The sequence below is a fragment of the Micromonospora matsumotoense genome, assembly GCF_050951065.1.
GTDB lineage: Bacteria > Actinomycetota > Actinomycetes > Mycobacteriales > Micromonosporaceae > Micromonospora > Micromonospora matsumotoensis.
Window position 1 is genome coordinate 4,974,482 of the sequence record NZ_CP192025.1, and the last position, 17,989, is coordinate 4,992,470.

Consider the following 17,989-nt stretch of genomic DNA (forward strand, 5'->3'; position numbering starts at 1 on the left):
GCTGCTGGTCTGCGGCACGTGCACCCCACGGCAGGTGCTCACCGAGGCGCACCCACAGGTGGTCGTAGCGCCGGTAGGTGATCGGCTGCCCGTTGCGGTACCGCAGCAGCTGCCCCGGTTTCCCCGAAGCGATCCCTCGCGTCGGGGAAACCGGGGTCGATTCACCGGATGTGGTGGCGGTTTCGGACCTGGGGCTGGGTTCTGGTCGTTGATCGGCGTTGTGGAGCCGGCGGTCAGTTGCCTCTGGATGAGCTGGTCGCGGCGACGCGGGGTGCGCCAGAGTTGGCCCGGTTGCGGAGGAGTGCGATGGCGACGGCGAGTTGCCAGATGACGATGGTGTAGACGGAGCCGCGTTCGATCGCACCCGAGGGCAGGCCGGCATCGAAGGTGAGGAAGAGAGCGACTACGGAGACCAGGCCGAATGCTCCGACGACGATGCTGACGAGGCCGATCAGCCGCGTCTCGGGAGTCTTTCGCCAGTGGATGCCCAGGACGAGGGCAAGCACGTTCCCGCCGACGATTGCCAGCGTTGCTCCGGTGAAGTGCAGGGGAAGCGTGCCGTTCTGCTGCGCCTGCAGGGAACCGTGGAAGGTCCCGACCAGGATGTAGCCGATCATGGTCACGACCCCCGTCACGGCGGTGAAGGTACGCCGCCCGCTGATCGTCCGCGATAGCAGCACTGTGGCGATCCCGAACAGGATGCCCTGAACGATGAATCCGGAGTTCATGACGACGTGCAGCGGCGAGTGGAGTTCGCGGCCCTGGAACACCCCGGATGTTGCGGATCCGAGGTCGCTGATCCAGTTGTCGGCGTAGCTGTAGCGAGGTGACTTCCATGCCGCGGCCGTGATCGCCTCGGCGGCGAGGTAGATCGCCAGGCCCAGGAGAAAGGTGGCAGCGGCGAGGGTGCGGAGCATCTTCATGATGTGATCCGTTCCGTCTAGGTGACCGATTGGTCGGTCACGTGTGGCGGGAGAGGTGTGTCAGGGGCCGGGTCACCGCACCGGAAGGGTTCATGAGCCACCAGGCGCGGCCGGTGGCGCTTCATCAGTGGGAGCAGCCTGGATCGGCGTCAGTCGTCGTTCGAACCAGAGGTGGGCCAGGACTATCAGGGCCAGGTAGACCACGAGCGTGCGGCCACTGACGTTGGTGGCGAGCAGTCCGAGTAGGAGCGGGGCGGCGATGCCTGTGGTGACCCGTGAGACCGTCCTTGGCAGGTCGGAACTGTGGCTGGCGACGCCGGTGACGACGCCGAGGGTGAAGTAGGCTGCGACCGCGCCGCACAGCAGCCAGCGACCTGGGCCGGACAGCGGGTCGGAGCCGTGCTGGACCACCAGTGCGAGCGGTGCGGCGATGGTGGCGACGACGCCGGTGACCAGGCAGTGCAGGCCGAGGGCTGCGCGGGTGGGGATCCGGCCGGCGCGCAGGTGCGGCAGGCCGGCGGATCCGTAGACGACGGACAGGCCGAACATGCCGGCCAGCAGGATGAAGGATGCGACTGCGGTGGCCAGCAGGCCGAGGTCGTACCGTGCCTCGCTGGCGGCGGCGACGACCTGCACCACCGATTCGCCCAGCACGATGATCACGAAGAGGCCCAGCCGCTCGGAGAGGTGGGCCGGATCGACCGACACTCCGTGCATGACGGGTCCCGTGGCGTCGTGGCGGCCCCCTGCTCGTGGCCGACGCCGAGTGCGTGCCGGCGCGGTCAGGTACGACTGGACCCGCTGAAGGATCCGGCTGCCGGACAGGACCACGATCAGCAGCAGGTCGAGACTGACTCCTGCGGCCCAGAGCGCGAGCTTCCAGTGTTCGTCGGCCCAGAGTGAGGCGACCCAGGGCAGCAGTCCCGCCGAGTACTGCACCACCGGGAAGTCCAGCAGCACTGCGCCGCGTTGCCACGACTTGGATCCGTAGATGCGCGTGGCGATGTAGGCGATGGCGAAGACGTTGAGCGGACGGATGTCGCTGCCGTGCCCGAGGACGGTGTGCGCCACTCCTGGCACGGACGCGGCCATGGTCCCGAGGCCGAACATGCCGACCATCAGTCGCAGCACGCGGGTCTGGCCGGCGGCGACGTTGCCGTACAGCATGAACGTCGTCCAGGACAGCCACAGGGCCAGGAACAGCAGTGCGTAGAGACCGAGCGCCACCGCGTCCAGTTCAGGCCCGAGCACGTGTGCCAGCGCGGCCACGCCGGCCACCGCCACCAGATCGAAGAACAGCTCGGCCCAGCTCGCGTGCCGCTCGACCCTGTCTCTGGACTCTTCGTCGATGTTCACCACCGGCGGCCGAGTGGTGACGTCGCGGTGATCACGGGTACGCGGGTGATGCTGATGTCGGACCTCCGGGATGAGATGGTCGGGTCGCGCCATCGACGATCCGTCAGCTGACGGGGGCGCTGCCCGTAGGGATGTCGCGCAGGCCGCGGTCGAGAAAGCTGACCATCCAGGTGAAGCTGTCGTCGACAGGTGCGTCGATCTGGAACCCGCCGGCCGCTTCCAGGGTCGAGAACCCGTGCAGGACGCTGCGGAGCATCCGCAGGGCGTGAATCTCCTGGCTGGAGTCCAGGTGGTAGCCGCGCAGCATGGCCGCCCAGGAGGCGACCACCCGTTCGACGGCGGGGATGATCGGGTCGTCGGGCCCGGTGGGGCGGGAAGCAGCATCGGCGGCCGCGTACTGGCCGGGGTGTTCCCGCACGTAGGTCCGCATCGCCTGCGCGCCGGCGGCGAGGGCATCGCTGCCGGCCCGACCCTGAATGGCGTCGCGAATGGCGTCAGCGAACTCGGCCATGGCCCGGACCGCGATGCGGTGGGCCAGATCGGCCTGGCTGGTGACGTGTTTGTAGAGCGCGGGGGTCTTGACGCCGAGCCGTTCGGCGAGGAGGCCCATGCTGAGGTTCTCGAAGCCGATCTCGTCGATCAGGGCGGCGCCTGCTTCGGTGACCGACAGCGGGGTGAGCCGGGCCCTAGGCATTCGCCAACGTCTTGTCGAGGAAAGGCCGGGCCAGCGCGAGGACCTGATCTGGTGTCTGGGCGTGCGGGTAGTGACCGGCACCCTCGATGATGGCGAGTTCGCCGACGCCCCTGCGCAGATCGGCGATGATCTTCTCGCCCTCGGCGCGGGGGTCGGCCCAGTCGGGGTCGAGGCTGCCCTCGATGACCAGGACCGGGCAGGTGACGTTGGCCAGCTGCGCGCCGGCGTCGGTCGGGCTGGTCTTACACATGGCCTGCAGGACCTTTATCCGGCCGGGCTCGTTCAGCTTCGCCTCGATACGCGCCAGTTCGGTGTCCCAGTCGGCGGGCTTGACCGGGTACGCCACGTCGAGGTATTTCTTCCAGCTCGCCAGACGCCCCAGGACCATCACCTGCGCCATCTGGCTGTAGCCGCTCCGGAAGCGCTTCACCCGCATCAGCCCGCCGAGATCGAGGGGTTGTACGCGGGTGAACGGCGCCAGCTCGATGACGCCGTTGATCAGATCGGGCGCGGTGGCCGCCGCGATGGTCGCCGCACCGCCGCTGATCGACTGGCCGATGATCACGGCGGGCCCGCCCAGGTGGCGCACCACGGCGACGAGGTCGCCCGCGATGTCGGTGCGGCTGTAGCCGTCCCAGCCCAGGCTGGAATCGCCGCAGCCGCGGATGTCGACGTTGGCGACCCGGTAACCCGCGCCGGCCAGGGCCGGAGCGAGGAAACGGTAGGAGTGCCGACTGTCGCCGATCCCGTGCGCCAGGACCACGAGAGGGCCCCGCCCGGACACCTCATAGGCGAGCTTGTTGCCGGCGATGCTCAAGTACTCGGTCACTGACGACCTCCAGGTTTGGTTAACGGCACTTCCTGTAAGTTAATGGCGTTAACCAGTTATGTCAAGTGATCTTCCTCGACGGTTCGACCCTTGAAGACAACAGCGGTGAATCCAGCGCAAAGCGCCTGCTCAGCCCGCTGGTGACGGCAGTTGATCTCAGCCGTATCAGTGGGCTGCGCATCGCCGATCCTCACCCCGCATGAGCTTCAGGCGGGACACGCCGACCCAGCGACCCGGCAGACCGACTAGTGACGGCGGGCCGGACCCGACGTGAAATGCCACTGATCGGGCAGAAAGCCTGTTGCTGACTACACCCAGGCACGCCGGGCGGACCGAAGACCAAGAGGCAACCGCAGGAACCACACTCCGCTGCGAACCCGCCTGATGGGTGACCGGCCTCATGATCGAGGCACGTGCAAGGGCACGTGAAGGTCCTTGGCCGCAAGGGCTCAGGCCGGCCAGGCGAAAGCCTGCCGGCGTGGCACCTGGGTAAGGTGCCACGCCGGCAGGCTTTCGCCTTCCAGAAGCACCCCTCCTGCGACGGATATCGACAACAGTAGATATTTGCAGGAAGTTGGAGAAGGGTACGGGGCGAGCGCAGCCTGGCGACGTCGGCCGCCGCGGAGCGACCAGGGCGCGGCTTTCCCAGACTTCCGCCCCAGCCTCAAAACGATCCGTCGATCGCTCAGCGCGCGCACCCGTCGCACGTGTCGAAGATCTCCAAGGTGTGCCCGACATCGACGAACCCGTGCTGCGCGGCAACCTGGTCCGCCCACCGCTCCACGGCCGGTCCGGCCACCTCGACCGTGCGCCCACAGTGTCGACAGACCAGGTGGTGGAGCTTGCTCTGGCCGCACCGGCGGAAGAGTTGTTCGCCGCCCGGCAGCCGAGTCGAGTCGATCTCACCGGCCTCCACCAGCAACTGCAACGTTCGATAGACGGTGGTCAGGCCGACTCCCGCCTTACGCGCCAGCAGCATCTGGTGCAGTTGCTGCGCCGAGTGGAAGCCCTCCACCTCGCGCAACAGCGCCAGCACCTCTGCCCGCTGCCGGGTGTTCCAGGTCACATTCGGCATCACCTGGTCCACCGTGGCCGCCCACCCTCCCGTGATTTCGGGCGCCGCCGGCCTGCCGCTTCCGACACGTCGCCTCGCTGCCGTCGGACCACTATGCGTCGTTGCGCAGATACGCCGCCGGGCCATCTCCCCGGCCCACCTCTCCGCCGTTGCGGGCAGCGCGGATCAGCCCCGCGCGGCCGCAGCACGACCCAGACGGGGTACGGTGATGAAAACCGAAACTATTACTGATAAGCAGCACAAACGACAGTGCGGCGACGCTGACGGAAAGTTGTCTCCCCAGGGAACCTCCCGGCGGAGCTTGGCGGCGTCGGCCTGGCGGGTGAAGTCTGCCCAGTCGATGTCATCAAGCGCCGTTCGCTCTGCATGACATCCGCGCCACCCCGGCACGCGCCGGTCGGTGAGCGACGATCCGACATCGGACTACCCGTGGCGTGGCCATGACCGACTCTGGTCAGGGAACTGTCTTTCGAGGGCATGGTGGCCGACCTCGCCGCGAAGATGACGGGTCAGCTGGCGATGTCACGGGGAGATCACAACGTCGAGCCACCTATCGACATCGACTACCAACACCACGAAGGATCGCTCACGCGTGCCCTGTCATCTCAGGGCCCTGTTCTCTGGAGGAAAGAGAACGTGAGTAGACCCCGCAACCTGAGCAGGCGTACCTCCGCCGCGCTCTTCGCATCGGTCCTGGCGGCCGGTGCCATGACCGTGACGGGTGGTGCCGCCACCGCGAGCGCCGCTCCCTCCACCCCCGACGCCCATGGGGCCACCCCCGCCGAGGCGTTGGGCTCGCATGACGCCAAGCTGCTCGCGCAGGCCGAGGCGAAGCACGCGCCGACGGTCACCCTGATCGTCGCCGCCAAGAAGGGCCAGAGCAAGGCTGTCGTCGATGGCGTGGAGGCCCTCGGCGGCGCGGTCAACCGGCGGTTTGACCAGATCGGTTACGTCCTGGCCACAGTGCCCACCAGCAAGGTCCTCAAGGCCGCCGGGCTACCGGGCGTCGCCGCCATCGACCTGGACGAGGTCATCCCGCTACCGGACCCGGCCGCCGGTGCTGCGGCCTCCGGTGCGAAGGCCGCCGCGCAGGGCGCGACGCTCAGCGGTCCCGGCGCGGGTACCGGCGCGGTGAACCCGTACATGCCGACCAACGAGACCGGCACGGAGTCCTTCAAAGCCGCTCACCCGCAGTGGGACGGCCGCGGGGTGACCATCGGCATCATGGACTCCGGCATCGACCTGGATCAGCCGGCGCTGCAGAAGACCACGACCGGTGAGCGGAAGATCGTCGACTGGGTCACCGCCACCGACCCGGTGACCGAGAACGACTTCACCTGGCGGCGCATGGTCACCGAGGTGACCGGCCCCTCCTTCAGCGCGGGCGGTGCCACGTGGACCGCGCCGGCGGGGACCTATACGTTCAACCTTTTCCGCGAGTCGATCACTTCTGACAGCGACCCGGCGGGTGACGTCAACCGCGACGGGGACACCACCGACGTGTGGGGCGTGCTGTACAACCCGCAGACGCACGACGTCTGGGTCGACGTCGACCAGGACAACAGCTTCACCGACGAGACGCTGATGCGCCCGTACCGGGAACGCTTCGACATCGGGCACTTCGGCACCGACAACCCCGCCACCGCCGTGCGGGACCAGATGCCTTTCGTGGTCGAGTACCGCGAGGACGTCGACATCGACCCCAGCGACGGCACGCCCGGCCCGTACGCCGACTACGTCAACATCGGCATCATCGAGTCCACCCACGGCACCCACGTCGCCGGCATCACCGCCGCCAACGACATGCTCGGCAACACCGCCTTCGACGGTGCCGCGCCCGGCGCCAAACTCGTCTCCGCCCGGGCCTGTTCCTGGGGTGGCGGCTGCACCGCCGCGGCACTGACCACCGGCATGGCCGACCTGGTCATCAACCGGCACGTCGATGTGGTCAACATGTCCATCGGCGGCCTTCCGACGCTCAACGACGGCGCGAACGCCCGCGCGCAGCTCTACAACGACCTGATCACCACCTACGGCGTGCAGATGTTCATTTCCGCCGGAAACTCCGGACCGGGTCTGAACACCGTCGGCGACCCGTCGGTCGCCGAGAACGTCGTCAGCGTCGCCGCGAGCATCAGCAAGGACACCTGGCTGGCCAACTACGGCGCGGTGGTCACGAAGAAGAACGCGCTGTTCAACTTCTCCTCCCGCGGCCCGCGCGAGGACGGTGGCTTCAAGCCGAACATCGCCGCCCCCGGATCGGCGATCTCCACCGCGCCGACCTGGCAGCCGGGCATTCCCGTACCCGAGGCCGGTTACGCGCTGCCGCCGGGTTACCAGATGCTCAACGGCACGTCGATGGCCTCCCCGCAGGCCGCCGGTGCCGCCGCCCTGCTGCTCTCGGCCGCCAAGGCCACCGACAAGGGTGTCACCCCGGCCGCGCTGCGTCGGGCCATCTACACCTCTGCCAAGCCCATTGCGGGCGTGGCGACGTACGCGCAGGGCTACGGCATGTTCAACGTTCCCGGCGCGTGGAAGCTGCTCGCCAAGACCGTCGAGACCCGCTCGTACGTCTCCGACGCACCGGTCTGCACCGAACTGTCGGAGAACCTCACCCGTTACGACCGCGACCTGAGCCGGTTCGTCCCGAACCCGAACCGCGGTGCCGGCGTCTACAACCGCTGCACCGCTGCGGAGGGCGGGCACAAGGTCGGCCAGAGCCGCACCTACCCGGTCAAGGTCACCCGGACCAGCGGCCCAGCCGGCACCCTCAACCACAAACTGGCCCTGCGCGGCAACGACGGCACCTTCACCGCGCCCAAGACGGTCGTGCTCCCACTGAACAAGACCGTCACGATCCCGGTCACCGCCAAGCCGTCGACCACCGGCGCGCACGGCACGATCCTGACCGTGGACGACCCGAAGACCTCGGTGCTCGACTTCGAGGTCTCCGCCGTCGTGGTGGCCGCCACCACCGTCAGCAAGCCCGGCTACTCGTTCTCGGCTGAGGGCTCGGTGGCGCGCAACGGCTTCACCTCGTACTTCATCACCGTGCCGGCCGGCGCGGGCACGCTGCAGGTGAACCTGTCCGGCATCGCCACCGGGTCGCAGACCCGGTTCATCGCCATCAACCCCTACGGCGTGCCGGTGGAGAGCACGGCGAGCACCGCCTGCTACACCAACTTCTCCGACACTGCCGCCTGCAAACCGCAGGAGCGCGACTACCAGAACCCGATCGCCGGTGTCTGGGAAGTCGAAGTGGAGGCACGGCGGACGTCCCCGGCGCTGAACAACCCGTTCCAGCTGCAGACCCGAGTGCAGGGCGTACAGGTCGAGCCGTCCGTGATCGAACTGCCGGCGGTCACCGCCGGAACGCCGACCCCGGCCAACTGGACGCTGACCAACACCTTCGGCCCGGTCGCGGTGACCGGCCAGGGCGGTCCGCTGTCCAGCGTGCACGCCGAGCGGCCGACCATCGCCGAGGGCGCCCAGCAGGAGTACCTGGTAGATGTTCCAGCCGGTGCCAGCAGGTTCACGGCCCGGATCGGCAACACGGCCAACCTGGGTGCCGACCTGGATCTGACGGTGTTCCGCGGCGACGCGCAGGTCGGCCAGTCCGCCGACGGTGACTCCGAGGAAGCGGTCACCATCGCCAACCCGCCCGCGGGCACCTACCGGGTCGTCGTCGACGGGTACGCCGTCGACGGACCGAACACCAGCACCGCCTACGACTACCGGGACTCGTTCTCGGCGTCGTCGCTGGGCGCGCTGAACACCCCGCCGACCCCGCTCGCCCTGCCCAACGGCGCCACCGCCACCCTCACCGGGACGGTGACCGCCCAGTCCGCCCCGGGCGCCGGGCGCGAGCTGTACGGCGAGTTGGCCGTCGTCACCAGCGACGGCGCGGTCGTCGGCCGCGGCGCCGTTTCCATCGGCGCCGTCAGCTGATCCTTGCGCACCGCGTGGGAGCCCGTCTCCGATCTCGTGGGATGGGCTCCCACACACCCGCGACCCGGAGAGCACCACGGCATTGCCGTCACACCCGCCACCACGAGGACCCGTCGAGGGCCCGACTTCCCGGGGTGGATCCGAGCAGGAGGCGGTATCTGCATCGGTCGAGAGCTTCCGATGCAGGCGCTCGGCTCCCTGTGGTCGTGACGCAGGCACACCGCGCTCGACACACTCGCTTCGCTGTGGATGGTGGTAAGCGGGCCAGGGGTCGGGGCAAGAACATTGCTCTACACCAACGCCGGTACGGGCAGGCAACCGAACTGACGCTACAGATCTTGAATGGTCAGGTTCGTCCGATGTGGGCTGTGTGGCGGTGTGGGGTTGGGGTAGTTCGATGGGATGAGGTATCCCGATGGTGGTGGGTTGTCCGCGCGGGGGCGGGCGAAGCGTGAGGCGGTACGGCGGCAGGCGGCGGGGTGGTTCGCCGAGGGTGTGTCGGTGTCGGTGATCGCGTGTCGGTTGCGGGTGTCGCAGACCGCGGTGTACGGGTGGCGTGAGCGGTGGCGGGCTGGTGGTGAACAGGCTCTGGTGTCGAAGGGGCCTGGTGGGTCTCGGTGTCGGCTGGATGAGGGCCGGTTGCGGCGGCTGGCCGATGCCCTGGAGCAGGGGCCGGCGGCGTACGGGTTCGGTAGTGATCAGCGGTGGACTCTGGCGCGGGTGTCGGATCTGGTCGCCCGCATGTTTCACACCCGGTACACGCTGCGCGGGACGGCGAACATCATGTATCGGTTGGGTTGGTCGGTGCAGGTTCCCGCGCATCGTGCGGTCGAGCGGGACGAGGCCGCGGTCATCACGTGGCGGCGGGAGGCGTGGCCGGCGGGAAAACGGTAGCGGCGCAGCGGCAGGCGTGGCTGGTCTTCGAGGACGAGGCCGGTCAGACGCTGCGCCCTCCGAAGGCACGCACCTGGGGACGACGCGGACACACCCCCGTGGTGCCGGTGTCGGGCAGGGGCTCCGGCCGGGTCTCGATCGCCGGGCTGACCTGCTACCGGCCCGGGCAGCGGTCCCGGTTCATCTACCGCACGATCGTGCACCGCCGCCGTAAGAACGAGCGGCGCAGCTTCAGCGAACGCGACTACATCGCCCTGCTCGACGCCGCCCACCAACAACTCGACGGCCCGATCGTGCTGGTGTGGGACAACCTGAACACCCACGTCAGCGCCGCCATGCGGCAGATGATCGACGCCCGGGACTGGCTGACCGTCATCCGACTACCCGCCTACGCCCCGGACCTGAACCCCACCGAGGCCGTGTGGTCCCACCTCAAACGCAGCATCGGCAACCTCGCCGTGACCGGCGTCGACCACCTCCAGGCGATCATCAAACACCGCCTCAAGAGAATCCAGTACCGCACCGACCTACTCGACAGCTTCCTCGCCCACACCGGCCTGACCCTCGAACCCGACACAACCTGACCATTCAAGATCTGTATCCACATGCCCAGAGCACAGAAGGGGGCGGCGTGGCCGCATCCGAACCCACCACCTCGTCACGCACAAGCACCGCCCCCGACGCGCCCGTCGACGCAGACGACACGCGGCCGGGCCTCGACACTGCTCAGCATGACCATGGCCACCGGCCTTCGTTTCCCTTCGTCGGCCGGATCGGTTCAGTCGAGATCCTCGGCGCCGTGCTGGTGTTGCTCATCTTCCTGCGCGGCCCCCTGGCGAGACTGCTGTCCGCGCCGTCGCTGGCGACCTGGACGACGGTGTTCGTCTCGGTGATGGTGCAGGCCGTGCCATTCCTCGTCTTCGGGGTGCTGCTCTCCGCGGTGATCGCGGTCTTCGTACCCCGCTCGTTCTGGGCCCGGGCCCTGCCCAAGCACCCCGCCCTCGCCGTCCCGGTCGCCAGCGCCGCCGGGGTGATCCTCCCCGGCTGCGAGTGCGGGGCCGTGCCGATCGCGGGCTCCCTGATCCGCCGCGGCGTCACCCCGGCGGCGGCACTCGCCTTTCTTCTCGCCGCCCCGGCGATCAACCCGATCGTCCTCGTCGCCACGGCCGTGGCGTTTCCCCACAACCCTGAGATGGTCCTCGCCCGTGCGGTCGCCAGCCTCATCGTCGCGATGGTCATGGGCTGGCTCTGGCTGCGACTGGGCCGCGCCGACTGGATCCGACTCCCGCGTCGACCCGACCTGGACGGGCTCCGACGCGGGGAAGCCTTCTGGTCCGCCGTACGGCATGATGTGGTCCACGCCGGCGGGTTCCTCGTCATCGGCGCGATGGCCGCGGCCACCATCAACGTCGTCGTCCCCGAGCAGTGGCTGCAGACCCTCGCCGACCAGCCGGTGCTGTCCGTGCTCGCCCTGGCCGGGCTCGCGGTCCTCCTGTCGATCTGCTCCGAGGCGGACGCGTTCGTCGCCGCCTCCCTGTCGCAGTTCTCCCTCACGGCCAGGTTGGCCTTCCTGGTGGTCGGCCCGATGGTCGATCTGAAACTCATCTCCATGCAGGCCGGCATCTTCGGCCGGCGCTTCGCCGCGCGATTCGCGCCGGCCACCTTCACGGTGGCCGTCGCTGTCGCCGTCATCACCGGGATGGTGCTGCTGTGAACCGGATGGCCCAAGCCTGCGTCATGATCTTCTTCGGGGCCGCAGTCCTGCGTGCCAGCGTCACGGACCTCTACCTGCGCTACGTCAAGGAAGGGCTGCGGCCCTTCCTCATCGCCGCCAGCCTGCTGCTGATCGCTGCGGCGGTGATGACTCTCTGGTACGAACTGCGCCCCTACGCCGACACGCCCGATGACCGCAACGACCCTGAGGACCCCGCCAGCGGGAAGCGGCAGCAGAGCGCCGAACAGAACGCGAGCGGGTCAACGGCGGAAGATCTCCGCGACGAACACACCCACCACGAACCACGAGTCGCCTGGCTGCTCATCCTTCCCGCTGTCGGGCTGCTGCTCCTGTCCCCACCCGCCCTCGGCTCGTACGCCGCCGGCCAGGCAGGCACCGCCCTCACCGCTGACCAGGACTACGACTACCCTCCCCTGCCTGCCGGCGATCCGGCGACGACCACCGTGTTCGACTACGCCTCCCGCGCCCTGTTCGACAAGGGCGAGTCGATCGGCAACCGCCGGGTCCAGCTCACCGGCTTCATCACCCCGGGACCCGACGGACAGCCGATCCTCGCCCGCATGATCCTGTCCTGCTGCGCCGCCGACGGTCGACCGGTCAAACTCGGCATGGCTGGCAGCGCGCCCACCGGTCTGGCCAACGACACCTGGATCCAGGTCACCGGCCGCTACACCGACCGCATCACCCACGACCCCATCAACGACGAGGAGATCCCCTACATCGACGTCGAATCCTGGCGACAGGTGACCGCCCCCAAGGACCCGTACGAGTAGTCGTTCGCGCCCCCGGACGACTGGGGCTGCCGGAGCGGCACGAAGAACTGCGCGCTCCAACGAGGAAGGCAGACCCGCTGCCTCGCCTCCTACCGGCGATCGGTCATCCCCCAGATCCTTCGGCCGCGCCGTCTGGGGCAAGAGCGCCGTCGTCGGGGCCAGCGTCCAGGTAGACATGCTGATGGCCTTGACCGGCATCGATGTTGACCTGATCGAGCTGGGTGGCCGCGACGGACCAAGCGGCTGCCGCTTGGACTGCCTGTCGTTTCGCCAGCTCCGTCAGGGCGGCCCGCTGGGTGGGCGGGCCCGTAACCGCGAGGAAGTACGACTCGACAGCCAGGGACGCCTGCTCCACGGCGCTGCGCAGCCCGCCGCGCGCCACATTGGTGGCGGTAGTGCCCGACGGAGGATTGGCGAACGGCTCCGCCGCCCGCAGCATGGTCTGTCGCCACTGGCGGGCCTGCTCGGGGCCCGGTTGCCCGCTGATGGGAGCATCCGCCCCCAAGGCGCTGAGAACGGGGGAAATCTCCTCACGAAGCCGCCGGGCCGTCGCCGTCAGCTCGACTATCTGCTGACTGTCACGCTGCGCCTCGGCCTTGCGTATGTCGGCGATAGCCGCCTCGACGCCGTCCGGTTGACTAGCCGTGTAACCGGCGACGCCTCCCACGAGAACACCCACGAGCCCGATCACCGCGACGAGCACGGCGACACGCACCAGACGACGGCGGCGGGTGTCAGGCACGGACAACTGGTAGGAGGGCTTACCGGTACGGCGCGACACGGCATCTCCTTGCGTCGATGAATGCCTGCTCGCAGCCTAGCCCTGCCCTCCGCCGCCAGTCGACACCCAGCATGCACCCGAGGGCCTCATCCCGGCGTCGGAAACGGCGTTGCGGGCGTAGCACGCGCGTTTCATCTGGAGCCGTCCTTCCACTGTGAGCGCCGAGAGCAACGTGAGAAGCACTGTGGCCGAGGACGCGGATGTGTGGACGGGGCAGCAGGCGCGGCGGGCCGCAGCGGTTCGTCGCGGTGCCCCAGCGGTTCGCCGGTCAGGCCCTCGCCGTCGATGGACGGCAGGTCGAGGCGGCGCTGCTGGTGGCGGCGCTGCTGGTGGCGGCGACGCTGCGCCGGGTCGCCGAGCAGGCTGGGCAGGTGGCCGGCGGGCCGGCGGAGAATGTACGGCTGGTGGTGCCGGCCGGGTGGGGCCGCGACGGCGCACCTGGATGCGGCGCATCGCGCCGGGCTGGGGCAGCCCCATCTGGTGGAGGCCCGGTCGCGGTGGCGGATCATCCAGTGTGGTGGGTCGTCGATTCGTTGGTAGATGGCTGGTATGGGTGGTGGCCGTGGTCCGAAGCTCTTCATGGACGACCACCTGATCTACGTCGGGGTGCTGGGTCTACTCGCCCTCACGGCCGCCGGTGACACCCTCGGGTTCGGCGGGGTGTGGGGCAGGCTTCCCATCGTCCGCCGCCTGCCCTGGCTCAAGTGACCGACAGCCACACCGGCGGCGATGGCGGCACCGACAAATGATGCCGTCATCGCCGTATCAGAACAGCCGGAAGACCATCATGACCATCTGCCGCCCGGGTGGGTGATGGCCTGGCTCCGAGGCCGGCCGCTGCGCGATCAGCGTTCCGATTCGGGCAGCCGTGTGTCGGCGCTGGACGGTGGCCATGGTGTGCAGCACCCGGTTGATCTGCCGGTTCCCGGCACGGGAGAGCCGATGGCGTACCTGCTCGCCGGAGGACGCGTCGATGGGGGCGGTGCCGTTCCAGGAGGCGAAGTGGGCCCGGTTCGGGAATCGGGTGATGTCACCGGCCTCGACCAGCAGCCGGGCGGCGCCGGACGGCCCGATGCCGTGCAGATCCATCAGCGTGGTGCCGGTGGAGGCGACCAGTTCCTTGAGTTCCTTGCCTGCCTCCTTGGAGCGCCGGTAGATCCGTCGCTGCGTTACCTTGCTACCCGTGTTCGTTCCAGACTCTCTCGCCTCCACGTTCATCGCTGCGCCTGACCCAGCCTGGCAGCAGCAGGGAGCCGCGCTCATCCACGAGTTGCAGGCCGTTTTAGGTCCGGCGGCGCGGCGGGTGGATCACATCGGCAGCACCTCGATCCCCGGCATGGCAGCCAAGCCGGTGCTAGACCTGCAGGTCAGCGTCGCTGACCTCGACGCCGCCGCAGCCGTGTTCGATGAACCACTGGCCGCCCTCGGATTCTGCCGACGACCATACGAGCGAGACCATGTTCCGGCCGGTCGTGACGACCCGCCAGATAGGTGGGCCAAGCGGTACTGGAACAAGCGAAGCGCCGGTGAGCGGCATGTCAACCTGCATTGTCGGCTCGCAGGCTCACCGAATGAGCGGCTCGCCTTGCTGTTCCGGGACTGGTTCAGGGCGCACCCGCCGGCAGTGCCAGCGTACGCACGGTTCAAGGGCACTCTGGCCGCCGCCGTCGGCGACCTGGACGTCTACACGGACGTCAAAGACCCGGTGGTCGACCTCGTCGTGACCATCGCGGAGGAATGGGCTACCGCCACCGGCTGGCACCCGGGCGGCGTCGACCGTTGAGGACTGGCTGCCCGTTGGCCGGCTCGCACCGCATCCGCTTCTGCCGCGATTCGGACGACACCCACGCCCACCAGTTACTCATCGTGAGAAGCGGGCGTGCGTCGCCGGTGCGACCGGCGCCGCCAACTACCCGTCTTTCCGCTTCGCGGAACGCTTGCAGGACAACGGGATCCTGCCATCGAGGGGCTCCGTCGGCGACAGCTACGACGCCCTGATGGAGAACTTCTGGTCCACACTGAGCTACCGCACGTCCTGGCGGACCTGCGACGAGGCCGAGAACGCGATCTTCACCTACCTCGACGGCTGGTACAAACACCCGCCGTATCCAGAAGGAACTGGGCTACCTCGGCCCGAACGAATACGAGACCGCCTGGCACAGCCAGACGAACCACCTATCGCCACCCCTGCGCCAGCCGGCAGCAGGTAACCACCGCTCCATCAAAGCGGGGGAACTCACGGCTGCGGCCGTCGATTCTGGTGGAGCGCGTCGAGCCCGGGTTCGAGCTGATCGATACGGTCGCCGAACGTCGGTCACGGCCCCCACGCCTCAAACGTCGATCATGCTGATGAGCTGCCGCAATTCCAGACCAGGAAGGTGCGGCCGGAGTATCAGAGCCTGTCCGGCGTGCGCGTGGGTCACGCGCACGCCGGACGCGGGATGGCTCTACTGCCAGGGGCCGCCGCGGCAGATGAACTGGGTGGTGCCGCTGTACTGGGTCGTACTGCCGTCGAAGTAGCTGTAGCTGGCCTGCACCGGGTGGCCGAGGTTGCTGGCCGGGCAGGCGGCGAAGAGGGTCGACCCGGCGGTGAAGGTGCCGACACTGCCGGAGTACCAGGTGATGCTCCAGGTCGTCGTGCCGGTGCTGTTGCCGTCGCAGTAGAACTGTGATGCGCCGGACTCGCAGAAGGGCGCCGGGGCGGCGGCGAGGGCCGGGGTGGCGGCGGCGAGGCTCAGGGCGCTAAGGGCGGACGCCGCCAGGACCTTGACGGTGGTACGCATGGAACTCCTCCTGACGTAGCCGAGCGATGACTCAAGGCAACGCCAGCCTAGCCACCGCATAGACGTACCTGAATTAGCTGTTCGGTCGATCAGTCACCCGCTGCGACCAGCGGTCCTGGTGCACCGCCTCGGCGAGGGGCCTGCGCCGCCGCCACCCGTGCCGTTCCAGGTCGGGCACGGCCTCCAGGTGCGTGACCGGCCCGACGCAGAGCCAGGCCACCGGCCGGATGCCGGCCGGCACGCCTAGCAGGTGGGCGAGGAACGCCTCCCGGTAGAAGGAGACCCACCCGACGCCCAGCCCCTCGGCGGTGGCGGCGAGCCAGAAGTTCTGGATGGCCAGGCAGACCGAGTAGAGGCCGGCGTCGGCGATCGCGTGCCGCCCGAGCACGGCCGGGCCCCCGCGCTGCGGGTCGTAGGTGACGACGACCGACAGTGTCGACTCCCGCACCCCGTCGATCTTGATACGCGCGAACCGTTCGGCCGCCGCGCCGTCCAGGGTGGCGGCGAACCTGACCCGCTCGGCCTGCACGTGCCGATGGAACCGGCGACGGACGGCGGAGTCACGGACCAGGACGAAGTCCCACGGCTGCGAGTAGCCGACGCTGGGCGCGGCGTGCGCGGCGTCGAGGATCCGGTGCAGGGTGTCGGCCGGCACCGGCCCCCCGGTGAACTGGGCCCGGACGTCCCGGCGGCGATGGATGGCATCGTAGAGTTCCACAGGCAGGCTCCCGCTGCGCTCGGCCCACCCCCGACGGGTGGGCGGTCGACGCGAGGCCGGTCTTCGGACTCCCGGATCGACGCCAGCCCGTCCGCCTTCCCAGCCCTACGGCCAGTGGCTGCGCTCCTCGCGCATGGACGGTGGCTCCCCGGTCACCGCGGCGGGCCCGTGCCGGATTCACACCGGCTTCCCGATTCTCCCCGCACGCGGGGCACCTCGCATGATCATGCCGCCGACGATGCTACAGAGGTTGAAGGGACAGGTGGAGCGAGGCGCTCGGGTCGGCGCAGGATCCCGCGACAGCGGGCGCTCGTCAGTTGTCACAGCTGATGTTCGTCGGGCACCTGTGGACCGTTCGGCGGGGGTGCTACGGCGTACCGGGAAGCCGAACCGTGACGAGGAGACCTCCGTGGGAGTCGGGCACGAGGTCGAGGGTCCCGGCGTGGGCGCGGACAATGCTGTGCACGATGGCGAGACCGAGGCCGACACCGGCGTGTTCGTCGGTGCGTACGCGTTCCGTTCCGCGCTGGAAGGGTTCGGTGAAGGTCGACACCAGTGCGGGTGGGAGCCGGCGGCCGTGTTCCCGATCCGCAGCAGGCTCCTGTCGCCGTGCGCCCCGGTGTGGACCGTCACGGAGCCGTCGGCGGGAAGGTGGTGCACGATGGCGTTCTGCACGAGGTTCGTCACCATCCGGAGCAGGAGTTCGGCGGAGCCGCTGGTGCGGGGGCAAGGCTGGTCCGACGTGCCTCCGCCGGGGTACGCCACCAGTGGCGGGACGCCAGCCCGGCCAGCACGGCACCGGTGGCGTTGACCAGGACGTCATCCACCGACGACACCCGGTCCAGCCACAGGACGTACTGGGCGGTTTCCACCAGGATCGAGCAGCCCGCGCCGAGCGCCAGGATCCGCGGCATCGAGGCGAACGCCACGAACCGCACCGGGGCGAAGAACCCCAGCGCCGCAAAGATCAGCAGGTTGCCGCCGATCCCGACCGGCCCCATCGTGACCAGGTCCCGCAACGGGACCAGACTCACCCGACCGGGGCCGAGTCCCGCCGCCGCCCCCGGCATCAGGGTCATCCACACCAACGGCACCGTCCCGTAGACCATGCCCACCTCGGCCAGCGACAGCCGCCACACCGGGACGACGCCGGCAGCACGCCGACAGCGCGCCAGCGCCCACACCGCCAGGGCCGCCAACGGCAGCCCCACCAACATCATCAGCACCACCCCGTTGAACGTGTCGTAGCAGCCGTGCCACCGCCCGGCCAGACACCTCGGAGCGGACATCAGGAGCGGCCGCCGTACCACGAACGCCACGCCCGCCAACCCGAGAAGAGCCAGGCCGGCGGGCAGGATCCGGCGGACGAGACGGGACGGTACCGACGGGGATGTGCTGTGGTCCATGCCCCCATCGAAGCCGGCGGCCCGTTGCGGTGGCGTATGCGATTCTCCATACGTCCGCGATACACGCGCCGAGC

At 69.0% G+C, this 17,989-nt stretch carries 19 protein-coding genes and 1 riboswitch; of the genes, 8 read left to right on the forward strand and 11 right to left on the reverse strand.

Annotated elements, in window-relative coordinates:
• Window positions 1-233: 233 nt before the first annotated feature.
• The 4 genes from ACQP1S_RS20930 to ACQP1S_RS20945 form a co-directional block, all read right to left on the reverse strand.
• On the reverse strand, window positions 234-923 hold the full coding sequence (locus tag ACQP1S_RS20930; RefSeq protein ID WP_432898138.1) for a DUF998 domain-containing protein: 690 nt from the start codon (window positions 921-923) through the stop codon (window positions 234-236).
• Window positions 924-1,013: 90 nt separating this feature from the next.
• Window positions 1,014-2,279, reverse strand: a complete 1,266-nt coding sequence (locus ACQP1S_RS20935; RefSeq protein WP_432898141.1) for a low temperature requirement protein A — start codon at window positions 2,277-2,279, stop codon at window positions 1,014-1,016.
• Between the two features lie 103 nt (window positions 2,280-2,382).
• Window positions 2,383-2,973 (reverse strand): TetR/AcrR family transcriptional regulator, encoded by a 591-nt coding sequence (locus tag ACQP1S_RS20940; RefSeq protein WP_432898144.1) that lies wholly within the window; start codon window positions 2,971-2,973, stop codon window positions 2,383-2,385.
• Window positions 2,966-3,802, reverse strand: a complete 837-nt coding sequence (locus ACQP1S_RS20945; RefSeq protein WP_432898147.1) for an alpha/beta fold hydrolase — start codon at window positions 3,800-3,802, stop codon at window positions 2,966-2,968. The genes ACQP1S_RS20940 and ACQP1S_RS20945 overlap by 8 nt, the downstream gene beginning before the upstream one ends.
• A 65-nt stretch (window positions 3,803-3,867) precedes the next feature.
• Between ACQP1S_RS20945 and ACQP1S_RS20950 the strand changes: the two genes are divergently transcribed.
• Window positions 3,868-4,005 carry a hypothetical protein gene (locus ACQP1S_RS20950; RefSeq protein WP_432898150.1) on the forward strand — a complete coding sequence of 46 codons (138 nt, stop codon included), beginning with the start codon at window positions 3,868-3,870 and terminating at the stop codon, window positions 4,003-4,005.
• A gap of 482 nt (window positions 4,006-4,487) precedes the next feature.
• On the opposite strand, the gene ACQP1S_RS20955 is transcribed toward ACQP1S_RS20950, so the two are convergent.
• On the reverse strand, window positions 4,488-4,877 hold the full coding sequence (locus tag ACQP1S_RS20955; RefSeq protein WP_432908167.1) for a Fur family transcriptional regulator: 390 nt from the start codon (window positions 4,875-4,877) through the stop codon (window positions 4,488-4,490).
• Window positions 4,878-5,513: 636 nt separating this feature from the next.
• On the opposite strand from ACQP1S_RS20955, the gene ACQP1S_RS20960 reads away from it, so the two are divergent.
• The 5 genes from ACQP1S_RS20960 to ACQP1S_RS20980 all read left to right on the forward strand — a co-directional run bounded on the left by ACQP1S_RS20960 (window position 5,514) and on the right by ACQP1S_RS20980 (window position 12,227).
• Window positions 5,514-8,825 carry a S8 family serine peptidase gene (locus tag ACQP1S_RS20960; protein WP_432908170.1) on the forward strand — a complete coding sequence of 1,104 codons (3,312 nt, stop codon included), beginning with the start codon at window positions 5,514-5,516 and terminating at the stop codon, window positions 8,823-8,825.
• 402 nt (window positions 8,826-9,227) lie between these two features.
• Window positions 9,228-9,719, forward strand: a complete 492-nt coding sequence (locus ACQP1S_RS20965) for a helix-turn-helix domain-containing protein (RefSeq protein ID WP_432898153.1) — start codon at window positions 9,228-9,230, stop codon at window positions 9,717-9,719.
• The gene (locus ACQP1S_RS20970) at window positions 9,698-10,303 is read left to right on the forward strand and encodes an IS630 family transposase (protein ID WP_432898156.1); all 606 of its coding nucleotides are present in this window, start codon (window positions 9,698-9,700) and stop codon (window positions 10,301-10,303) included. The genes ACQP1S_RS20965 and ACQP1S_RS20970 overlap by 22 nt, the downstream gene beginning before the upstream one ends.
• A gap of 188 nt (window positions 10,304-10,491) precedes the next feature.
• Complete coding sequence (locus ACQP1S_RS20975; RefSeq protein WP_432908172.1) at window positions 10,492-11,433, forward strand: permease; 942 nt, start codon at window positions 10,492-10,494, stop codon at window positions 11,431-11,433.
• Window positions 11,430-12,227 carry a TIGR03943 family putative permease subunit gene (locus ACQP1S_RS20980; RefSeq protein WP_432898159.1) on the forward strand — a complete coding sequence of 266 codons (798 nt, stop codon included), beginning with the start codon at window positions 11,430-11,432 and terminating at the stop codon, window positions 12,225-12,227. The genes ACQP1S_RS20975 and ACQP1S_RS20980 overlap by 4 nt, the downstream gene beginning before the upstream one ends.
• A 103-nt stretch (window positions 12,228-12,330) precedes the next feature.
• Here the strand turns inward: ACQP1S_RS20980 and ACQP1S_RS20985 are convergent, their stop codons facing one another.
• Window positions 12,331-13,008, reverse strand: coding sequence for a hypothetical protein (locus ACQP1S_RS20985; protein WP_432898162.1), 678 nt, complete (start codon window positions 13,006-13,008; stop codon window positions 12,331-12,333).
• A gap of 579 nt (window positions 13,009-13,587) precedes the next feature.
• Here ACQP1S_RS20985 and ACQP1S_RS20990 point away from each other — a divergent pair.
• Window positions 13,588-13,716, forward strand: a complete 129-nt coding sequence (locus ACQP1S_RS20990) for a hypothetical protein (RefSeq protein ID WP_432898165.1) — start codon at window positions 13,588-13,590, stop codon at window positions 13,714-13,716.
• Between the two features lie 57 nt (window positions 13,717-13,773).
• Here ACQP1S_RS20990 and ACQP1S_RS20995 read toward each other — a convergent pair whose 3' ends face one another.
• On the reverse strand, window positions 13,774-14,220 hold the full coding sequence (locus ACQP1S_RS20995) for a transposase (protein ID WP_432898168.1): 447 nt from the start codon (window positions 14,218-14,220) through the stop codon (window positions 13,774-13,776).
• On the opposite strand from ACQP1S_RS20995, the gene ACQP1S_RS21000 reads away from it, so the two are divergent.
• The gene (locus ACQP1S_RS21000; protein WP_432898171.1) at window positions 14,192-14,791 is read left to right on the forward strand and encodes a GrpB family protein; all 600 of its coding nucleotides are present in this window, start codon (window positions 14,192-14,194) and stop codon (window positions 14,789-14,791) included. The genes ACQP1S_RS20995 and ACQP1S_RS21000 overlap by 29 nt on opposite strands.
• 664 nt (window positions 14,792-15,455) lie before the next feature.
• On the opposite strand, the gene ACQP1S_RS21005 is transcribed toward ACQP1S_RS21000, so the two are convergent.
• The 4 genes from ACQP1S_RS21005 to ACQP1S_RS21020 form a co-directional block, all read right to left on the reverse strand.
• Window positions 15,456-15,791 carry a hypothetical protein gene (locus ACQP1S_RS21005; protein ID WP_432898174.1) on the reverse strand — a complete coding sequence of 112 codons (336 nt, stop codon included), beginning with the start codon at window positions 15,789-15,791 and terminating at the stop codon, window positions 15,456-15,458.
• Between the two features lie 73 nt (window positions 15,792-15,864).
• On the reverse strand, window positions 15,865-16,509 hold the full coding sequence (gene bluB, locus ACQP1S_RS21010; RefSeq protein ID WP_432898177.1) for a 5,6-dimethylbenzimidazole synthase: 645 nt from the start codon (window positions 16,507-16,509) through the stop codon (window positions 15,865-15,867).
• A 37-nt stretch (window positions 16,510-16,546) separates the two neighbouring features.
• A riboswitch (cobalamin riboswitch) is annotated at window positions 16,547-16,743 on the reverse strand.
• 133 nt (window positions 16,744-16,876) lie between these two features.
• Window positions 16,877-17,308 (reverse strand): ATP-binding protein, encoded by a 432-nt coding sequence (locus ACQP1S_RS21015; protein ID WP_432898180.1) that lies wholly within the window; start codon window positions 17,306-17,308, stop codon window positions 16,877-16,879.
• Complete coding sequence (locus ACQP1S_RS21020; protein WP_432898183.1) at window positions 17,193-17,915, reverse strand: VanZ family protein; 723 nt, start codon at window positions 17,913-17,915, stop codon at window positions 17,193-17,195. Before ACQP1S_RS21020 ends, ACQP1S_RS21015 begins: the two co-directional genes overlap by 116 nt.
• Between the last annotated feature and the right edge of the window lie 74 nt (window positions 17,916-17,989).